Here is a 17727-nt window from a genome sequence, read left to right on the forward strand (position 1 = left end):
AACGGAACGCGCCCGCGCCACGGCGACGGCCCATGACGTGGATCGGGGCCCCGAGGGGCTTCGGAGGCCGGGCGGGAACAGGAAGGGGAGCGGCAAGACGATGAGGCAGGGGGTACATGGCGTTCTCCAGGAGGAGGCGAGTCGATGTGTCGGAAAGCTCAACGACGACACCGGTCCTGTCGAACACATGTGTTTCGGACGCCGTACGAACCCCGTGGCAGAGCGAAAGTCCGTTCGTGCCGGGTACACCGACCGTTGCGGGGCCGGGCCGGGGCCGGGACGCGTGGGTGGCCGAATCGCCGATACCGATCCCATGGAGGATCCTTCGGCCGGTCGGACCGTACGGGTCGTACTCAGCGGCGGAGGGAGTGACAGCCCTTCCGGGCCGGCTCGGCGGACAGCCGTGGGGAAGGGCCGCCATGAAGCACCGTCGGGGACGCCCCGGCGTCCGGCGGCAGACCCGACGGCCGCCCGCGGCCGCGCCAGGTGGCGCCGACGGTCCGACCCGTCTCAGCGGAACTCGTGGACCACCTGGATCTCGCCGACGATGTGGGCGTTGAAGGCGTCCAACTCCTCGGCAGGCACCCAGAGCTCGAGGATCGTGCGCCCGCCGGCCTGCTGGACGGGATAGCGGCCCAGGAACTCCGACTCGACCTCGAAGCGGGTGACGAACCCGGCGCCGTTGTGCTTCACGTTCCAGTCCCGAGCGATCTTGATCGCGTAGTCCTCGTCGAGGACCGGGTAGAAGATCGGCTGCTCGGGGAGCCGGGGCGGCCACGCACGCCAGTTCAGCGCACGGACCAGATCCAGCTCCTGCGGGCCGGTGGGGCGCCACAGGGTCGTCGTGGCCGGCTGACTGGTCATCTGATCGCTCTCTCGACGGGGGAACCGCGGGCGCGGCTGGTCGGAGGCCGGACGTTACCGGCACCGCGCCCTCACCCGCACGCGGTTTCCCGCCCCCAGCGTCCTCATGGCCACGACCATGACCCAGCCTTAACCCGCACTTGTCCCGGCACCGGCACCGGCCGTGGTGAGCGTGCATCCATGCGCCTTCGCCGACCGCTCGGCGAAGGCCGAAAGGGCGGTGCGGAGGCCGGCGTGGTCGAGGACGAGATCGGAGGCGCGGCCGAGTTCGCTGTCGTCAGGGGCGACGACGTAGGCGGCCCGTTCCGCCGCACCGGGGCAGTCGGCCCACCGTACGTAGCGGCCGTCGGCGGCATCACCTGTGGGCCGGCCGGTCAGGTCCTCCAGACGTTCCCGCTCGCTCCAGTTCAGCGCAGGGCCGTACGACGCGGTGAAGGTGTACAGAGGCGCGCCCCGCAGGCCGCCCAGCGTGCAGCCCTCGACCGGTTTCGGTCCCGATGCGGTCTCCACCACCGTACGGACGCCCCAGCGGGCGGCGGTCCGCGCGTCCACGATTCCGGCGCAGCTGCCCGACGCCGAGGCGAAGGGCCTGTAGTCCCAGGCGTTCACGGAGGTGTCGACCTTCCGCACGGGCTCGCCCTCGGTGGCCTGGCACCCCGTCTGCCGGGCGTAGGCGGTCGCCGTGCGGGTCAGTACGGAGGTGAGCCCCGCCCGGTCCTCCGGGCGACCGAAGTCGGCCCGGTCGATCCGGGCGCGGACCTCGGCGACGACTCCGCTGTCGGCCTCGCCGTCGCAGTCGAGCATGACGGTGGCGGTCGCCTGGCCTCGCCGTTCCTGGTCGGGATCGAACGCGAAGCCGCCGGTCCAGCCGTGGCCCAGTGGCGCGTCGGTGCGTGCGGCTTCCAGGGAGGCGAGGTGGTCCCGCGCGTCGCTGATCGTCACCCGCAGGTCGATCCGGCCGCCCTCCTCGTCGTCGACCTCGCTCACCATGCACTGCCAGAAGCTCCTGCCCAGCCGTGTCTCCGCAGTCACCTCCGCCCCGCCCGACAGCTCCCGCACCGGGTCGGCCGCCAGGGTGCCGTCGCACGCCGAGTCCAGCGCCCGGTCGTGGCGCCAGGCCCCCCAGCCACCCGACAGCCAGAACAGTCCGCCCGCCACCACGACCGCACCGGCCGTCAGCCCCGCTGCCAGCCGGATCCGCCGCCGACGGCGGACCCGGTCCAGTCCCTGGTCCACGGTTACGTCGCTCATCCCCACACCTTCCCGAGGACCTTCGTGTCATGGCAGTCGTCCGACGCGTCGAGGTAGCGCGCGAGGAGCGAGTCGGCGCGGGCGAGGAGCAGCTCGCGGTCCGCGCCCTCCAGGCTCACCCGGTGCAGAGTCCGCCCGCCCGCGCACCGGCCCTCGGCCCAGACGGCGAGCTCGTGGTTCTTCCGCCGCGTGGTGGGCGGTGCGCCGTGCCCGGCCTGCGCGAGCTCGCGCCCGTACTCGGTGCGCACCTCCGGCAGGACCTCGCCCCACCAGCTCGCGGAGCTCACCGTCACGCCTCCTCCCGGCTTCGAGAGGGTGGTGGAACAGGCCCTGGCCCAGGCGTGGGTGGCCCCGTGGGCGGACTGCTCGGCGCCCTTCAGAGCGGTGCCGAGCAGCACCGGGCGGAACCAGCCACACTCCGCCTGGGATGTGTCCGGCTCGTTGTCCTGCGGGGACGGCGACACCGTCTGTACGTCGGTCTCCCGCACGGAGGTCCCGCCGCAGTGCCGGCTCGTGCGTACGTTCTCGGCGACGGCGGCGACGAGCGCCCCGACCCGCTCGATCGCGGGGCTGTCCGTCGAGGCGTGCACCCGGAAGGACGTGACAGGGCGGGCGTACCCCGGCAGGCCGTTGGGGCAGGGAACCGTGACGAGCTCGTCCGCCCGCTCGTGCTCCTCCGCCCAGTCCGGCACTTTCTCGTACGGCGTCCGGTTCACGACGTGCTCCACCCGGACGCCCTTCAGCGGCGGGTCCAGGACCGGCTCCGCCGTCACGGTGAACCACGGGTCTCCCTCGCCGTCGCCGCCGAGGGTGCACGACACCAGTGCCCGCGGCGCCGGTCCGGTCCGCAGCGTCCACCAGGCGTCGTCGGCCAGCAGCTTCGCCGCGTCCTCCCGGGGGAGCGCCCCGCCGCAAGCCCGGGCCAGCGCGTCCTCGTTGTGGCGGTCGCGCTGCCCGCTCCGTACCAGGACGAAGCCCGCTGTCAGCGCCACGAGGAGCAGGGCCACCGTCGCTTGAGGCAGCCACCGGTGCCGCCGGTAGCGCGCCCACGCCGAATCGCTCATCCCCGCTCCCGTTCCCGCCCTCGTACAGGCATCGCATCTGCGAACCAAACACCGCACGCTATCTCACCGGCCGTGCGGGCCTTCCGTCGACGTCGGCTGTGACCGCGTGCACGAGCGAAGAGGCCGTCAACCGACCCTGTGTAGCGGGCCGGGCGGCACTTGGCAGCGCGCGGCGACCGATGGCCCAAGCGGTCGTGGATGGGGGCCGGCGCATGTGCGGGGTGCGGGCGCGGGTCACGGCGTACGTACGCGACCGGCGGCTCCCCATTCGGGAGCCGCCGGTCCGTGAGCATGGTGCTCCTCGGGTGCTCCCCGAAGACGTATCAGGTCAGGCGTGGTCCACGCTGGACAGAGCGTCGGTGACCAGTCGGGTGGCGAAGTCGCGGTCGTCGGTGAGCCGGTTGATGTGCTCGGCGAGCAGGAGGGCCGTGGCCTCGAGGGAGTTCATCTCCCCCTCGGTCCAGTCCCCGTACTGCCGGCGCCACAGGCTGGGGCTCAGACCGGTGCCTGCTGCGATGACCAGGCCGGACATGGTGGGAATGGCCTCTGGCCGCACGCTCCTGGTCATCATGCGCATCGTGGCCACGAGGCTGGGCACCACGTACTCGATGACGTCCTTGTCGTGGTCCTCGTACGCGGCCCGCAGCCAGTTCATGAACATGAAGATGAGCGTGCACGCACCGTCCAGCAGGTCGTCGATCCCCTTGGGGCCCAAGCCCGCGGTGAACTGTTCGATCATCCGCTGCTTCTCGGGATCGGGCCCGGTCTTGCCGTCGTAGATGGCTTTGAGCTGGGAGTCGATCACCATGAGCGCCGCGCCCACGTCACCGACGGGAGCGTATTTGGGGTCACAGGGTGATGACACGGCATTCCTCCTCATGTGACCGCGGCAGGCATCGCGGCATGTGCGTACGGTAGACCGCGGGCCGGAGGGGAATCGGGTGAATCCGACGAAGGATCGGGGGACCGTTCCCAGTCCGCCGCAAGGTGGCCCGTAGCACTCAAAAGGCGACGTCACATGCTCAAGATCTGGCGCCGGACACCGGGCGCAACTCTGCACGGGCGGCCGGGCGGCCGGGTGGTCAGGCGGCCGGGTGGTCAGGTGCCGAGATGTGCCCCGTCGCCGGTGCCGAGGATGGGCAGCCTGAGCTTGCGTTCGAGGGCGTTGGGCAGTGACCACAGTTCCGTACGCAGCCTCCGGTCCGCCGAGCCCTGGACATCCGCGCGACGGATCCCGGGCACGGCGAGGGCCAGGGCGGCGAGGGACGCGGCCAGCCCGGCGCCGAGGAGGACACCGGCGAGGACGGCTCCGTCGGCGAGAGCGAACGGAAACGCGACCCCGAGGCAGAGGGTGCCGAGACCACCGAGCACGGCCACCATCCACCACAGCGGGGTGAGCGGGTGCTCGTCGCGCAGGTGGTCGAGCAACTGCCGGTCGGTGGGACGTCGCCGGGGGTACTCCCCGGCGGCGGCGAACAACTCGGCCCGCCCGCGCAGCGCCCACACAGCGTGCACTCTCACCCACGCGACGGGCAGCACGAACAGAGTCACCAGCACCAGGGCCGTCTGAACCGCTCGTGGCACCGGCACCCAGCCGGAGGCATCGGCCACCACGGATGCCACGGTCGCTCCGACGACGACGGCACCCGTCACGGTCGTGGCCACGAGCCATCGCCGGGCCCGGCGCACCCGAGGGCTGAGGGGAAACTCGACCGTGTCCAACGTCTTCTCCGTTCGATGACCGCAGGTACTCTACGCAGCCCGCTGGGATGGAGGGTTCGCATTCGACCGGGAGGTCCACCGGCGACGCAACCCGCTGGACCGCACCATCAGCTCCGTTCGCTAAGGTCTGCGGCCATGACGGAGACCACAGCCGAAGCATGGCCCGAACCCCCACTCGCCGGCACCGAGGCAGCAGCCGTACTCGGCGCCCTCGAACGCCAGCGGGCTACGCTGGCCTGGAAGTGCTCCGGCCTGGACGCTTCAGGGCTTCAAGCGACAGTCGGCGCATCCACCATCACCCTCGGCGGCCTGCTCAAACACCTGGCGCACGTGGAAGACAGCCACTTCGCCCGGCTGTGGCTCGCCTCTGCCGTCGGCGCTCCCTGGAACACGGTCGACTGGGAAACCACCCCCGACTGGGACTACCGCTCCGCTGCCGAGGACACCCCCGAGGGCCTGCTCGCTCTCTGGCAGGAGTCGGTCGCCCGATCCCGTGCCATCGTCGACGAAGCACTCGGCGCGGGCGGCCTGGACCAGCTCGGTGCCTATGTCACCCGTGGCGGCGAACGCCCCAACCTCCGTCGTATTCTCCTGGACCTCATCGAGGAGTACGCCCGTCATGCCGGTCACGCCGACATCATCCGCGAATCCGTCGACGGCCTTACGGGCGAGGACCCGCCAAGGTGAACCGAGGAACCTGGTGGCGGGACGGTCTGCCGTTCCCGCTGGTCCGTCGAGGCGACGCTGACCTCTGCGTTGGCTCTCCGCCGCATCTGGCCGCGGAGCTTCCGTAGAAATCTGCTTGGCGGACCACGGCGGCACTGTTACGTTGCCGGAGGCCGTGCGAGAGAACGAGGAGGTGGTACCCGTGAACGCAGTATCGACATGGGTGCTCCCCTCCGGGGTCACGGTCGGACGATAGGCAGGTCGTCCGGGAGCGCCGTTCGCGAGCACTCCCGAAAGGCACGACCATGCACTTCACTTCCGAACAGCGTCTCGACGACGGTGTCCTCGAACGCGAGTTCACTCTCGGCGAGATCCCCGGCACCCTGTGGACGCCGGATTCCGCCGTACCGGTCCCGCTGATTCTGATGGCCCACAACAATGGCCTGCCCAAGGGTGCAGCCCGGCTGGTGGCCCGGGCACGGAACTCTGCGGCGTACGGCTACGCGGTGGCCACCATCGACGCTTCCGGGTGCGGCGACCGGCCCCGTTCCGCCGCAGACGAGCAGGCTCGCGCCGACCTTGGCCGGGCGATGCAGGCCGGTGAGCCGGTCGACGAGATCTTCGAGTCCTTCGTCGGCCCGCTGGTCGAGAAGGCGGTCCCGGAATGGCGGACCACCCTGGACGCCCTCCTTGCGCTGCCCGAGATCGGCGGCCCGGTCGGGTACTCGGGGTGGACCGCCCTCGGCATCCACCTTGCGGTGGTCGAGCCGCGCATCGCGGCCGCCGGTTTCTTCGCCGGGGGCTACGTGCCCCGCACCCAGCGCGAGGAGGCCCGGAAGGTCACCATTCCGCTGCTGTTCCTGCTGCAGTGGGACGACGAAGGGAACCCCCGGCAACGGGCCCTGGACCTGTTCGACGCCTTCGGCGCCACGGAGAAGACGCTGCACGCCAATCTGGGCGGACACACCGGTACCCCGTGGTTCGAGGTGGAGGACGGGAACCGGTTCTTCGGCCGGCACCTGACGTGAGGCCGGTCCGCGAGGCCGTCGGCAGACGGTAAGCGGTACCTGCCGGATGCCACTCTCCACGTACGGGTCCCGGCACGCCGCAACTCTCCGCACGGACGGAGGAGACCGAGCGAGCGGCGCGGTTCCTCGCCTCTCCCCCCGAAGTACCGCTGCTGCGAGGGGAAGACGAGCTCCCGGAGCCGTGTGAAAGAAGCCAGGCGCAACCGCGCCCGCGTCACCGCACGGCGTCACGGCGTCACCGCGTCACCGCGCCGCGACGAGCGCGCGGGCGGCCCGTGCGATGTGCGCGCGGGAGATACCGGCCGCGTCGAGGAGTTCGGCGGTCGTGCCGGAGCCCGGCAGCTCGGTGACGGAGAGATGGGCGAAGGCGGGGTGCTCTCCGCCTTCGGCGAGGGCGGAGAGGACGGCCTCGCCGATGCCGCCTTCGGGGTGGTGGTCCTCGGCGACGACAAGGGCACCGGTCTCCCGGGCGGCGCGAGTGAGGGCACCGGCATCGATGGGCTTGACCGAGTACAGGTCGATGACGCGGGCCCGCAGGCCCTCGTCGGCCAGCTGATCGGCGGCGGCGAGGCACTCGTGGAGGGTGACCCCGGCACCGATGAGGGTGACCTGGTCGTCCTCTCCGTGGCGGAGGGTCTTGGAGCCTCCCACGGGGAAGGTCTCGCCGTGGGCGTAGAGGACCGGGTAGGCCCCGCGCGTGGCGCGCAGGTACGAGATGCCCTCCACGTCGGCCATCGCCGCGGTCAGCGCGGCAGCTGACGTGGCGTCACTGGGATACAGGACGGTGGAGCCCAGGACGGCACGCATCATGGCGAGATCCTCGACGCCCATCTGGGAAGGGCCGTCGGCACCGATCTCGACACCGCTGTGGGTTCCGCACAGGGCGATGGTGACCTGCGAGACGGCAGCCATGCGGATGAAGTCGTGGGCGCGGGTGAGGAACGCGGCGAACGTGGTGGCGTACGGGTGGAACCCGCGCACCGCCATGCCGACCGCGTCCGCGACCATCTGCTGCTCGGCGATGTAGGTCTGGAAGTAACGCTCGGGATGGACCTTGCCGAACTCCTCGGCATGCGTCGAGTTGCCGACCTCGGCATCCAGGGCGACGACGTCGGGGCGAGCGCCGAGGGCGGCCAGGGCTCGCCCGAAGGCGACTCGGGTGGCCACGTCGTCCCCCACGTCGAAGCGGGGGAGCTCCACGGTCCCGGTCGCCGACGGTGTGCGGACGGCCTGGACGGCCTGGACGGCCTGGACGGCATGGACGGCATGGACGGCAGGCGGCTTCGGGCCGCACGCTCTGAGAGCGGCGTGGCCGCCGGACAGTTCGGCGACCGCACGCTCGGCGATGTCCTTCGGCAGCGGTTTGCCGTGCCAGCCTTCCTGGTCGGCCACCTCCGGCACTCCGCGGCCCTTGACGGTCCTGGCGACGATGACCGTGGGTGCCATTCCGTCGGCGGCCGTGGTCATGGCCCGGTCGATCGCTTCGAGGTCGTGGCCGTCGATCACGATCGCCCGGCATCCGAAGGCCTCGACACGGCGGGCGTAGGTGTCGGTGTCCCACTCCAGCTCGGTCGGCCCGCACTGTCCGAGACGATTCACGTCGATCAGGGCCGTGAAGTTGGCCAGCCGGCGGTGGCCCGCCTTGTCGAGGGCCTCCCACACGGACCCCTCGGCCGTCTCGCTGTCACCGCACAGCACCCACACCCGGTAGGGAAGTCGTTCCAGATCCCGGCCGGTCAGCGCGATGCCGACGCCGTAGCCGACGCCTTGCCCGAGGGATCCGGTCGCCACGTCTACCCAGGGCAGTACGGGGGTGGGATGGCCCTGCAGACGGTGGCCGAAGCGGCGGTACGTCGTCATCAGCTCGTCGTCACCGATCGCGCCCGCGGCTTTGAACATCGCGTACAAGAGGGGCGACGCGTGCCCTTTGGAGAAGATCAGGTGGTCGGAAGCCGGGTTGTCGGGTGCGTCCCACTCGTAGCGCAGATGGCGGGTCATGAGGACCGCCATGAGGTCGGCCGCCGACAGGCTGGAGGTGGGATGTCCGGACCCCGCCGCGGTACTGGCACGTACGGAATCGGCCCGCAACTGCTGCGCGAGCCCGAAGACCTCCGACAGCTCGCTTGCGGGGCCGACGTCGATGCTGGGCCGTGCTGTCATGAGCGAACTCCCTTCACCCGGGGCGCGAGGCGTTCGTACCCTCGGCGTCACACGCCTGCCCAGGTGTACGTCACCCCGCAGGTCGCCGCCGCGTCCCGGAGACGTACGCCGGGATCGCGCGCGATGGCGAGAAGGACGCGGGCCCGCCTACACCTCACGCACGGGCGAAAGGCGGTCCGCACGACGGCCGCGCAGCTCCGGTGGGCCGACGACGGCCAGCGGGATTCCTCGGCGGCCGCACAGTCGACGGGCGCGGGCGAGGACACTGAGGGAGGCCGGCGAAGGGTCGCAGGTGGGCAGCTGCACCCTGACCCGACTGTAGGGGCGGTGGGTGAAGAGGAGCATCTCGATCTCCAGCGTGGCTGCGGCCCGGCTGGAGATGTCGAGGTCGCGAAGGATTTCCAGGTGCAGGACGCCGTCCTCCACGTTGTGCCCGATCAGCATGACGCCTCCCGTACTCACAAGTCGTCCCCGGCCGCGGACGCTCCGTCGGGAGCGCGGCAGGGGGCGGTAGAAGCATTATCCCCCGGATGAGAGGAAGCGCCTGGTCAGGAGAGCGGGCGAAGAAGGGATGCGGTACGGGCAAGGGCAAGGGCAAGGGCAAGGGCAAGGGCAAGGGCAAGGGCACGAGTACGGGCACAGGTACAGGTACAGGTACGGGTTCGGGTTCGGCCTAGGAGGGGTGCCGACGCCGGGTGCTCGGGGCGGGCCGATCGGGGTGTGGCTTGCCGCCGGCTCCTGGACGGAGGAGCGGCTCGCCGTTTTCGACTCCCCGCAGCGACGTCTTCCGCGCGTCCACGCCCCCGCTTCCTCCTACGCTCGACACATGACCAAGAACGACATTCAGCTCAAGGCCATTGCCGCGCTGACGGCCCTGCGCGGTGGTGTCGGAGCGGATTACGTCTCCGAACTGCTTGGCGAGGTCATCCCGACGCAGTTCGTCGTCCCCGACACCGACGATCCGGCGGAAGTCGGCGCGGCCATGCTCAACCAGCTCGCCGACCCGCTGAGTGCGCTGATCAACGGCTTTGTGCTCGCCTTCGAGACAGTGGCCGTCGCGTACGACCAGACGGATCCCGAAACATCCACCGACGCGATCCTGCAGGCTCTCGCCCTGAGCATCGCGCGCGACGCGGATTGATCGCCGCGCGTCGTCATGCCGTACGGGCGAGCGGGCGAGGGAGGCCCGGGTCCATCCGTGCGGTGACCGCACGGAGACAGTCCTCGGGGTCGAGGTGGGGTGCTGGGTGCCTGGCGTCCACCCGTCCGTCACGGCTCATGCGGTCTGGTGGTCGGGGGTGGTGGTGAGTTCGCGGACGGCGGTGGCGATGGCTCGGTAGTCCTTGCGGAGGATCTTGGAGTGGTTGCTGGGGACCTTGGCGCTGAGCTGGATGTGGGGGTTGCGGGCGATGACGGGGGTGAGGTTGCCGCGGATCTTCTCCATGAGGACCGGGTCGCCGCCGAGGTTGCCGCCGGTGGCCAGGACGTAGCGGGTGGGCACGGTGACGCGGTCGAAGACCGGGTCGAGGGCGGCGGGTGCGCAGAGTTCGTTGACCTCGATGTTGATCTCGGCGTGTTCGGCGGCGCTCATCCGGGCGGCCATGCCGAGCCGGCGGGCGACGGGGAAGACCGGGCTGAGGCGGCGGAACAGCTTGCGGATCTGGACCTTGGCGGCGTCGTCGAGCCAGTCGTGGGGCAGGGCGCCGTCGACGGAGACCACGCCCAGGACCCGGCCGGGGTTCCGTGCGGCCCAGTGGACGGCGAGCATCGCGCCGTAGGACCAGCCGACCAGGATCGGGCGCTCCACGCCCCTGGCGGTGAGGACGGCGTCGAGGTCGCGCAGGCACGCTTCGAAGGAGTAGTCCGTGGCGAGGTCGGACTTGCCGCGGGCCCGCTCGTCGTAGCTGATGTGGCGGTAGTCGCCGCCGAGTTCGGTGATGACGCGCCGCCAGTGCTTCTGGTCGGCGTAGGAGCCGTTGAGGTAGACCACGGGGCGGCCGGTGCCGCCGGTGTCGGTCACCGCGAGCGCGGTGTCGTCGACCGGGACCATGCCGGTCCAGGCGGCGGGCTGCGTGCGGGCGGTCATGGTCATGGTGGGCCTTCTTTCAGTGCGGAGGGAGAGGGGGGTGTGGGTGAGGGGGTTAGAGGCTGTGGGCGGTGATGTCGCCGGCGGCGGTGGTGGCGTGGATGGTCAGGCCGGCGTCCGGGCCGTCGGTGTTCTTGAGCGCGTTGTCGATGCGGCCGTGGGTGGTGGCGGCGTTGAGGGAGGCGGAGACGCCGCGGGCGGCGCCGATCGTCAGGTTCCCGGCCGCGGTGGTCAGGGTGACGGTGCCGGAGTGGGCCTCGGTGATGTGGATGTCGCCCTGCTGGGTGCTGATGTCCGCCGCGCCGCCCAGGCGGCCGACGGTGATGCCACCGGCCTGCAGGGTCAGACGGGCGCTCGCGGCCTCATCCAGCTTGACCGTGCCCTGCGCACCCTCGAAGGTGACGTCGCCCAGGCGTCCGACGCCCCGGAGTTCGGCGGCGGCCGTCGTGGCCTCGACGCGGGAGCCTGCGGGGAGCTGGACGGTGACCTCGACCGAGCCGGAGTTGCCCACGATCCGGTTCTTCGCCGGGGCGGCCTCGATCCGCAGGACGCCGTCGGTGTAGTCGACCGTGACCTGCTCGGCGGCCTTCACGTCGCTGCTCTTCGCGGCGTTGGCCGGGAGGACCTCGACGGTGGTGTCGGTGCGGTCGGCGGCGATGAGCCGGATACGGCCGGCGGGGATGTCGAGGACGGTGACGATCGCGGCGGTGGTGGCGAAGTTCTGCATGGTGTGTCTCCTCGAAGCGTTTCGCTGCTTGTTTCTGACAACGCAAACGCTACGTTGCGTTCAAGGATCGAGCAACATGCTCGTTGCGACAGATCCACATACACGCAGTTCGCAGCCCCTAAATCGTTGCAACCGTCCTGGCGTTTAACGCAACATCCCTCATCCGCATGTTGCAATGAAATGGAAGTGAATGCGATGGCGGCGAGGCGTGTGCCGTGCCCCCGGCCTCGAAGGCGGCCTCCAGTGGCGCTGCACGATGGTGTTGCCGATGATGGTCGGTGCGCTGGTGGCGGTCGGGGTGCGCGAGTACGGTGCCGGCTCACCGAAACACCCACCCTCGTTGCCGAGCCGGCCCTAGAGTTCTTGGTTCCGTTCCCGCATCACGGAGTGAGGTGCCGCATGAACTCCCGGCACGCGCCCCCCATCCTGCTCATCGGCGGCGGCGCCGGATCGGGGAAGACTGACCTGGCGCGCTCCCTGGCCAAGGAGATCCCCGGTGCGGGCGTGGTCCATCTCGACCTCTGCTACCACACCGATCCGGCCCTGGCGCCGACCGTTCCGCGCTTCGACGGGGAGGGCCGCGTCGTCGACTTCAGCAACCCGGAGGCCCTCGACACCGCTCGTATCGAGGCCGCTGTGTCTGCCGTCGACGAAGCCTCGCTGATCGTCGTGGAAGGCATCTTCGCCTTTGCCCTGTCCGAGCTGGAGCGCCGGGCGGCCTGGACCGTCTACGTCGACGCCCCGGCCGACATCCGCCTCACCCGCAAACTGCTGCGCAAGGCCGAAGAGGGAAAAGATCTCCGCACCACCCTCCGCGGCTACGACCGCACCCGCCAGGCTCACGAGACACACGTCGCCCCGGCCAGGGGTCGGGCCCAGCTCGTCGTCGACGGCACCCTCCCACCCTCGACGATTCTCCGCGAAGTCCGGGAGTTCCTGGCCGTTCACCCGTTCACGCCCTGACCCTCGCGGGCGGACCGAGTGCGTCCGCGGTGTCGGGGCAGGTCCCGCACGCATGCGGGGCGCGGAAACGGCCTCAAGGGCACCCGTCCTGCCGGGTGTTCGTGACGACCGTACGAGCGCAGAGGTCGACGCGCGCGGTCTCCAGAACCGAGAGAACGCCGGTACGACTCCGGCAGGTTCCGCCCCTCGGGCAGAGGTAGCCGGACGGCCTCTGCAATACCGGGTGCCATCAGGTCTGCCGACAGTGTGATCGTGTGGCAGGCCACCTCGTTCATGCCGGCAGCGCGCGGGCGTGCGCCGCGGCGAGTGCAACGCGCACCGCACGGTCTGCGGTCCCCTCATCGACCGGCTCGCCGGTGAACACCAGCCGGAAGTAGATCGGCGCGGCGAGGGTCTTGAGGAGTTCGGTCGGGTCGGTATCCGGGGGAAGTTCGCCGCGCTCAATGGCGCGGGTGACAACGGGTTCCGCTCGCCGGAACCGGTCGTTGAAGAGCGTGTGCTTGACTTCGGCGAGCTGCGGGATGCGCACGGCGTCCGAAAGGACGGTGGCAAGCAAGGCCCGCCCTGCCTGTGTGGTCATGGTGGCGATGAGCGAGCGGGCCAGTGCTTGCAAGTCGCTCTCCACCGCCCCGGTGTCGGGGATCGGGATGTCCCCGGCGAAGTGCCTCGCCAACGCGTCGGCGACAAGGCGGTCCGAGTCCTTCCAGTTCCGGTAGATCGTCGTCTTGTGCACGCCCGCCCGCTGGGCTACGCGCTCGACGGTCAGCGCGGCGTACCCGTTCTCCGTGAGCTCGGCCATGGTCGCCTCCAGTACGGCGGCACGCATCTTGCTGCCTCGCCCGACAGCGGGAGCGCGTCGGGAGGGCGAATCGGCAGACTCCATTGCAACTCCTAGTTGCGTTGATGGTGAAACGTACGACAGGATCAGGCTATCGCAACTTTGGGTTGCAATACGGTTGCGCTCTTTCAAGGCCGTAGACACTCCTCACCGCCACGAATCGAGGTCCCCATGCCCCGTGATTCCCGTACGGGCGCCCGAGTTCCGCTGCCCGACCGTCACGGCGAAGGCACGGGCAGCGCCGAGCGCCGCCGCCTGGCCGGTCGGCGCTCTGCTGACTCGACGCCGCAGACGGCTCCGCGCATGAACTGGACACCGGAGGCCATCCCTGACCAGTCGGGACGCCTGGTTGTCGTCACCGGCGCCAACAGCGGCATCGGGTACGCCACCGCTCGTGAACTCGCCCACCGCGGCGCCCATGTCGTCCTGGCCTGCCGCAGCCACGAACGCGGGCGGGACGCAGTGGAACGACTGCGAACCGAGGTGCCCGGTGCCCGCACCGAACTGCGCATGCTCGACCTCGCCGACTTGGAATCCATCCGCGGCTTCGCCGAGGGCTGGGATCACGACCGACTCGATCTCCTGGTCAACAACGCCGGGGTCGCCATGGTGCCCTTCTCCCGGACCGTCGACGGCTTCGAGTCCCAGTTCGGCATCAACCACCTCGGTACGTTCGCACTCACCGGCCTGCTCATGCCGCACCTGCTGGCCGCTGCCGACCCGCGCGTGGTCACCGTCAGCAGCGAGGGCCAGCGATTCGCTCGCTTCGACATGGCCAACCTCAACGCCGAGCGTCGCTACCGAGCAGCCTTCGCCTACGTACAGTCCAAGCGGGCGAACCTCTACTTCGCCATGGAACTGCAGCGAAGGGCCGACGCGGCCGGGCTGAGGCTGCGCAGCATGGCCGTCGCCCCCGGACTCACGCGGTCCAACGTGCTCACCGGAGGCGCCAACGGCGCACGGGGCCGCGCATACGGGATCCTCACGACCCTGCTCCTGCGTATCGCTTTTCGCCCCACACCGGATGGCGCCAAGACCTCCCTGTACGCCTCAACCGTCCCCGACCTGCCTGGGGGGAGCTACGTCGCGCCCGATGGGCCGTTCCAACTCCGAGGCGAGCCCGCCCTGCGTGACCGGGAACGTGCCATCCAGGACTCCGCCACCGCCCACCGACTCTGGGTGCTCTCGGAACAGCTCACCGGCGTGCACTACGCGTTGCCCACCGAACCGCCCACTCGGAATTGAGTTCCCTTGCGCGCACCTTGCCGACCAGTCACGGTCGGGCCGAGTGATGGCCGATGACGCGCCTCGGGCCCGCGGCACCCAGGGGTAGGTGCTGGGCGACGTGGAAAATGCCGACTGGCGCGGCACTGAGTGCGCCGATGAGTGAAAGCGTGATCGCCCTGCAGGTGTGGTCCCGGCAGGGCGGTCGTCGGCGAGGGGCTCGGGGTTGAAGTTGCCGTTGCGGCAGCTTCTACCGTCGTGACCAGGGCCGGAGACACCGGCCCGGCGATACACACGTGCAGGAGTCGTGATGGACTGGTCGATCGCGGAGGTGGCCCGGATGTCGAGCGTTACCGCCCGGACACTGCGCCACTATGACGAGACAGGCCTGCTGCCGCCCGCCCGGATCGGCGCCAATGGACGCCGCTACTACGAGGAGCGCCAGCTCCTGCGGTTGCAACAGATCCTCGTGTTGCGGGCGCTGGGCGTCGGGGTGCCGGAGATCGGCCGGATCCTGTCTGAACAGGTCGACGAGGTGGATGCCCTGCGGGGCCACCACCAGCGCCTCCTCGCGGAACGGGACCGGCTCGACGCGCTGGCCGGCACGGGTTCCCGCACGATCGCCGAACTGGAGCAGTCCAGGAAGGACGGCAACCCCATGACCATCAACCGACCGGAGAACCTCTTCGAGGGCGTGACGCCCTCCCAGTACGAGGAGAACATGCGTGACTTCCCCGAACTCGCCGAAGAGGTCGCACGACGCGCCGGCGCGATGAGCCAGGCCGACGCCGACGCCGGACACCGTGAGCGCACCGCGCAGATGATCCGGCTGGCTGAACTCATGGCCGCGGGCCACCCGGCCGACGCCGACCCGGTCCAGGCCGAGATCGACGCCCAGTACCGGGCACTGGCCGAACTGCACGCTGTCTCCGCCGAGGACTACCGGGCCATCGGGCGCTCCATCGTCGACAACGAGACGTGGCGCGCCGCATACGAGGCCATCGTTCCTGGCCTGGCCGCGTACCAGCGCGACGCCATCGAGGCCTACGCCACCACCCGGCTGAACTGAGACACAGCGCAGCCGCCATCGAGGAAGGGCGGCTGCGCCGTGTCGCGGCGGGCCGGCGATGTTCGATCCCGAGGACTGGCCGCGCCCGCCTCAGCAGGGCGCTGCCCGTTCTCATGAACAACGACTTCCCTCACGAAAGACCGCCCCCCAACAAGCTGAACAATTGCTGACGGAAGTCATGAGCAAAGCCACGCCACGTTGAGAGAGTGCCAAGATCGTGACGGTCATTGACCAGCAGACCGAGAGAGTGGGGCTCAGCTATGTCCCGGTGGATAGTCCTTGCCACCCCCGTTGGAGGGGTCGCCGCTGAAGCGTCCAGCGTTCGTACGCTCGCCGAGTTTGAAGGCAGCGTGGAGGAGGCGTTGACGGAGTTCGCGAAGAGGGTGAACACCTATGACCGTGACGTCACGAAGGTCAAGCGGCGCGAGGTGTTCAGGTGCTCGGACCGGTCCTACTTCGTTCGGGTCAATGGGCGTCTCTCCGAGTTCGAGTACTTCTTCCAGCTGGCCGAGCTGGTGGCCGACACGAAGTCTCCTGAGCTTCCTGACACGATCAACTAGTGTCGCATCAGGCGACGTTCGCCCTGTCGCCGCGTCAGCGTTGCGGCTGGACGACGATCTCCGACTCCCGCATGGGGGTGGTTCATGAACCAGCAGGTGAACCTGGTGACATTGGGTGTCAGGGATGTGAAGGCCGGCCGCCAGTTCTACAGTCATAGTTTGGGCTGGACACCCCTGCTCGACTTGGACGGGCCACCGCTGGGAGGTGTGCCACAGCCCCGGCTGGTCGGTCGCGGACGACGGCACCGTGACGCTGGCAGCTGTTGACGCGCAGGATGCCGAGGACTGACGCTGCTTCAGCCCACGTGACCGCCACCCTGGTCGGGTGGCGGAACGAGTACGGGTGCGCGAGTTTGATCACGACGAGGGGCAGCGCCTGCTGCGGAATCATCCGGCGAGGCAGCGGGCCGGTAGTGGCCTGGCGGCGAGCCCAGATGGACCTGTTGTCCACGCAGGGCAAGCCGGTGGCGAAGCCAGCGACACTCGCGCAGCCCTCTGAGACCCCCTACCGGCTACCGGCTACCGGCTATAGGCCCCGTCCGGCTTTCTAGCGCTCTTCGCGCCGCTCGTCGCTACTCTGCGGCCTGGGTCGCAGAGCAACGACCTCGTCCCTCCAGGGTCATCTCCATAGGGGTTCCGCAGGCTTCGTGGCTCGACCCCACATACAGCCCTTCACCGAGCGGGTCGTGACCTCGTGGGGAAGGAGCCCGCGGCGGCTGGGGCGAGGCGGCGTCGTGGGGTGAACCGTGGTGAATTCGGCAAGGCGCTGTCACCGAACTGTGAAGCGCGCGCGGGAGCCTGGTGTCCACCGCAGTGCGGTTCGTGTGTTGTCATCGAGGGGGTACCACCATGAGCGCCGTTCGCAGATCCGCCGTCCTCGTCGCCGTTTCCGTACTGGCCCTGAGTGCATGTGGGCCCTCCGAGGAAGGCGCTGTGGGTGGGAGCGGTGTGCCGTCCTCGGCTCCCACCGCCTCCACCTCCCCGTCTGCCTCTCCGTCCGCGCCGGTCAAGCCGTCGAAGCCGGTCAAGCCTTCGGCGCCGACGACGCCTGCAAAGCCCGCGTCGCCGTCGACCGATCCGGACTACGACGTCTTTCCCTGCAGCACCTACGACGTGACGTTCACCGCGAGTCTGGCCGAGCCCACGACCAGCAGCTACCTGCTGAAGATCACCAACAAGTCCGGCAAGCCGTGCCGGGTGCTCGGCCACCCGGTCGTGACCTTCGGCGACCTGGACGGGCAGGCGACGGAGCGCGGCACGGCACCCGGCATCGAGGAGGCGATCCGGCTCGCACCGGGGCAGTCTGCCTACGCGGGGCTCATGGGCGGTCTGAAAGGCGTCGGGAGCGACACGGTCTCTTCGATCGCGATGACCATGAACACGGAGTCCGACCTGAAGCAGGTGCCGCTCAAGGCCTCGACGCCCGGTCTGAACGTCTCCGACGACAACTCCGTCACCGCCTGGATGGATGACGCCGAGGACGCGCTGAGCCTGTAGGCAGCCTC

At 69.9% G+C, this 17727-nt stretch carries 19 protein-coding genes, 1 tRNA gene and 1 pseudogene; 11 read left to right on the top strand and 10 right to left on the bottom strand.

The features are described 5' to 3' along the window. Positions 1-510 precede the first annotated feature (510 nt). The 5 genes from OG580_RS35400 to OG580_RS35420 form a co-directional block, all read right to left on the bottom strand. The gene (locus OG580_RS35400) at positions 511-864 is read right to left on the bottom strand and encodes a hypothetical protein (RefSeq protein ID WP_267047752.1); all 354 of its coding nucleotides are present in this window, start codon (positions 862-864) and stop codon (positions 511-513) included. 129 nt (positions 865-993) lie between these two features. Continuing rightward, a complete protein-coding gene (locus OG580_RS35405; protein ID WP_267047753.1) occupies positions 994-2115 on the bottom strand; it encodes a hypothetical protein in 1122 nt (373 codons plus the stop codon). Continuing rightward, a complete protein-coding gene (locus tag OG580_RS35410) occupies positions 2112-3179 on the bottom strand; it encodes a hypothetical protein (protein ID WP_267047754.1) in 1068 nt (355 codons plus the stop codon). The genes OG580_RS35405 and OG580_RS35410 overlap by 4 nt, the downstream gene beginning before the upstream one ends. Positions 3180-3507: 328 nt before the next feature. Next, the gene (locus OG580_RS35415; RefSeq protein ID WP_267047755.1) at positions 3508-4044 is read right to left on the bottom strand and encodes a hypothetical protein; all 537 of its coding nucleotides are present in this window, start codon (positions 4042-4044) and stop codon (positions 3508-3510) included. 233 nt (positions 4045-4277) lie between these two features. Next, the gene (locus OG580_RS35420; protein WP_267047756.1) at positions 4278-4844 is read right to left on the bottom strand and encodes a hypothetical protein; all 567 of its coding nucleotides are present in this window, start codon (positions 4842-4844) and stop codon (positions 4278-4280) included. Positions 4845-5036: 192 nt separating this feature from the next. Between OG580_RS35420 and OG580_RS35425 the strand changes: the two genes are divergently transcribed. Together OG580_RS35425 and OG580_RS35430 are read left to right on the top strand one after the other, a co-directional pair. After that, positions 5037-5588, top strand: a complete 552-nt coding sequence (locus OG580_RS35425; protein ID WP_267047757.1) for a DinB family protein — start codon at positions 5037-5039, stop codon at positions 5586-5588. 284 nt (positions 5589-5872) lie between these two features. Further along, positions 5873-6595: a dienelactone hydrolase family protein gene (locus OG580_RS35430; protein WP_267047758.1), complete on the top strand. Its 723-nt coding sequence runs from the start codon at positions 5873-5875 to the stop codon at positions 6593-6595. 243 nt (positions 6596-6838) lie between these two features. On the opposite strand, the gene OG580_RS35435 is transcribed toward OG580_RS35430, so the two are convergent. Both OG580_RS35435 and OG580_RS35440 read right to left on the bottom strand, forming a co-directional pair. Next, entirely contained in the window at positions 6839-8755 is a 1917-nt protein-coding gene (locus OG580_RS35435) for a transketolase (RefSeq protein WP_267047759.1), read from the bottom strand. 147 nt (positions 8756-8902) lie between these two features. Then, the gene (locus tag OG580_RS35440; protein WP_267047760.1) at positions 8903-9199 is read right to left on the bottom strand and encodes a hypothetical protein; all 297 of its coding nucleotides are present in this window, start codon (positions 9197-9199) and stop codon (positions 8903-8905) included. An 86-nt stretch (positions 9200-9285) separates the two neighbouring features. Between OG580_RS35440 and OG580_RS35445 the strand changes: the two genes are divergently transcribed. Then, positions 9286-9432, top strand: coding sequence for a hypothetical protein (locus OG580_RS35445; protein WP_267047761.1), 147 nt, complete (start codon positions 9286-9288; stop codon positions 9430-9432). A gap of 149 nt (positions 9433-9581) precedes the next feature. Continuing rightward, on the top strand, positions 9582-9896 hold the full coding sequence (locus OG580_RS35450) for a hypothetical protein (protein WP_267047762.1): 315 nt from the start codon (positions 9582-9584) through the stop codon (positions 9894-9896). 135 nt (positions 9897-10031) lie between these two features. Here OG580_RS35450 and OG580_RS35455 read toward each other — a convergent pair whose 3' ends face one another. Together OG580_RS35455 and OG580_RS35460 are read right to left on the bottom strand one after the other, a co-directional pair. After that, positions 10032-10847, bottom strand: coding sequence for an alpha/beta fold hydrolase (locus OG580_RS35455; protein WP_267047763.1), 816 nt, complete (start codon positions 10845-10847; stop codon positions 10032-10034). A 49-nt stretch (positions 10848-10896) separates the two neighbouring features. Next, positions 10897-11568, bottom strand: a complete 672-nt coding sequence (locus OG580_RS35460) for a DUF4097 family beta strand repeat-containing protein (RefSeq protein WP_267047764.1) — start codon at positions 11566-11568, stop codon at positions 10897-10899. Positions 11569-11967: 399 nt separating this feature from the next. Here OG580_RS35460 and OG580_RS35465 point away from each other — a divergent pair, with 399 nt between their 5' ends. Both OG580_RS35465 and OG580_RS35470 read left to right on the top strand, forming a co-directional pair. Beyond that, positions 11968-12531: a uridine kinase gene (locus tag OG580_RS35465; RefSeq protein ID WP_267047765.1), complete on the top strand. Its 564-nt coding sequence runs from the start codon at positions 11968-11970 to the stop codon at positions 12529-12531. A 115-nt stretch (positions 12532-12646) separates the two neighbouring features. Beyond that, positions 12647-12710 (top strand) — tRNA-Trp (locus OG580_RS35470). Between the two features lie 92 nt (positions 12711-12802). Here OG580_RS35470 and OG580_RS35475 read toward each other — a convergent pair. After that, entirely contained in the window at positions 12803-13330 is a 528-nt protein-coding gene (locus tag OG580_RS35475; protein ID WP_267047766.1) for a TetR/AcrR family transcriptional regulator, read from the bottom strand. A 342-nt stretch (positions 13331-13672) separates the two neighbouring features. On the opposite strand from OG580_RS35475, the gene OG580_RS35480 reads away from it, so the two are divergent. The 5 genes and pseudogenes from OG580_RS35480 to OG580_RS35495 all read left to right on the top strand — a co-directional run bounded on the left by OG580_RS35480 (position 13673) and on the right by OG580_RS35495 (position 17719). Next, on the top strand, positions 13673-14614 hold the full coding sequence (locus OG580_RS35480) for an oxidoreductase (protein WP_267047767.1): 942 nt from the start codon (positions 13673-13675) through the stop codon (positions 14612-14614). A gap of 289 nt (positions 14615-14903) precedes the next feature. Beyond that, positions 14904-15662: a MerR family transcriptional regulator gene (locus tag OG580_RS35485; RefSeq protein ID WP_267047768.1), complete on the top strand. Its 759-nt coding sequence runs from the start codon at positions 14904-14906 to the stop codon at positions 15660-15662. 260 nt (positions 15663-15922) lie between these two features. Continuing rightward, complete coding sequence (locus OG580_RS35490) at positions 15923-16222, top strand: hypothetical protein (RefSeq protein ID WP_267047769.1); 300 nt, start codon at positions 15923-15925, stop codon at positions 16220-16222. A 325-nt stretch (positions 16223-16547) separates the two neighbouring features. Further along, positions 16548-16707, top strand: a pseudogene (locus OG580_RS36220) (IS630 family transposase); the annotation flags it as partial. A gap of 364 nt (positions 16708-17071) precedes the next feature. Further along, on the top strand, positions 17072-17719 hold the full coding sequence (locus OG580_RS35495) for a DUF4232 domain-containing protein (RefSeq protein WP_267047770.1): 648 nt from the start codon (positions 17072-17074) through the stop codon (positions 17717-17719). Positions 17720-17727: the final 8 nt, after the last annotated feature.

This window comes from Streptomyces sp. NBC_00094, assembly GCF_026343125.1.
In the GTDB taxonomy this organism is placed as follows: Bacteria; Actinomycetota; Actinomycetes; order Streptomycetales; family Streptomycetaceae; genus Streptomyces.

Excerpts from the sequence above, each read along its gene's own strand:
- OG580_RS35400 (WP_267047752.1), bottom strand. The coding sequence starts at position 864 with ATGACCAGTCAGCCGGCCACGACGACCCTGTGGCGCCCCACCGGCCCG.
- OG580_RS35405 (WP_267047753.1), bottom strand. The coding sequence starts at position 2,115 with ATGAGCGACGTAACCGTGGACCAGGGACTGGACCGGGTCCGCCGTCGG.
- OG580_RS35410 (WP_267047754.1), bottom strand. The coding sequence starts at position 3,179 with ATGAGCGATTCGGCGTGGGCGCGCTACCGGCGGCACCGGTGGCTGCCT.
- OG580_RS35425 (WP_267047757.1), top strand. The coding sequence starts at position 5,037 with ATGACGGAGACCACAGCCGAAGCATGGCCCGAACCCCCACTCGCCGGC.
- OG580_RS35430 (WP_267047758.1), top strand. The coding sequence starts at position 5,873 with ATGCACTTCACTTCCGAACAGCGTCTCGACGACGGTGTCCTCGAACGC.
- OG580_RS35435 (WP_267047759.1), bottom strand. The coding sequence starts at position 8,755 with ATGACAGCACGGCCCAGCATCGACGTCGGCCCCGCAAGCGAGCTGTCG.
- OG580_RS35440 (WP_267047760.1), bottom strand. The coding sequence starts at position 9,199 with ATGCTGATCGGGCACAACGTGGAGGACGGCGTCCTGCACCTGGAAATC.
- OG580_RS35445 (WP_267047761.1), top strand. The coding sequence starts at position 9,286 with ATGAGAGGAAGCGCCTGGTCAGGAGAGCGGGCGAAGAAGGGATGCGGT.
- OG580_RS35450 (WP_267047762.1), top strand. The coding sequence starts at position 9,582 with ATGACCAAGAACGACATTCAGCTCAAGGCCATTGCCGCGCTGACGGCC.
- OG580_RS35455 (WP_267047763.1), bottom strand. The coding sequence starts at position 10,847 with ATGACCATGACCGCCCGCACGCAGCCCGCCGCCTGGACCGGCATGGTC.
- OG580_RS35460 (WP_267047764.1), bottom strand. The coding sequence starts at position 11,568 with ATGCAGAACTTCGCCACCACCGCCGCGATCGTCACCGTCCTCGACATC.
- OG580_RS35465 (WP_267047765.1), top strand. The coding sequence starts at position 11,968 with ATGAACTCCCGGCACGCGCCCCCCATCCTGCTCATCGGCGGCGGCGCC.
- OG580_RS35475 (WP_267047766.1), bottom strand. The coding sequence starts at position 13,330 with ATGGCCGAGCTCACGGAGAACGGGTACGCCGCGCTGACCGTCGAGCGC.
- OG580_RS35480 (WP_267047767.1), top strand. The coding sequence starts at position 13,673 with ATGAACTGGACACCGGAGGCCATCCCTGACCAGTCGGGACGCCTGGTT.
- OG580_RS35485 (WP_267047768.1), top strand. The coding sequence starts at position 14,904 with ATGGACTGGTCGATCGCGGAGGTGGCCCGGATGTCGAGCGTTACCGCC.
- OG580_RS35490 (WP_267047769.1), top strand. The coding sequence starts at position 15,923 with ATGTCCCGGTGGATAGTCCTTGCCACCCCCGTTGGAGGGGTCGCCGCT.
- OG580_RS35495 (WP_267047770.1), top strand. The coding sequence starts at position 17,072 with ATGAGCGCCGTTCGCAGATCCGCCGTCCTCGTCGCCGTTTCCGTACTG.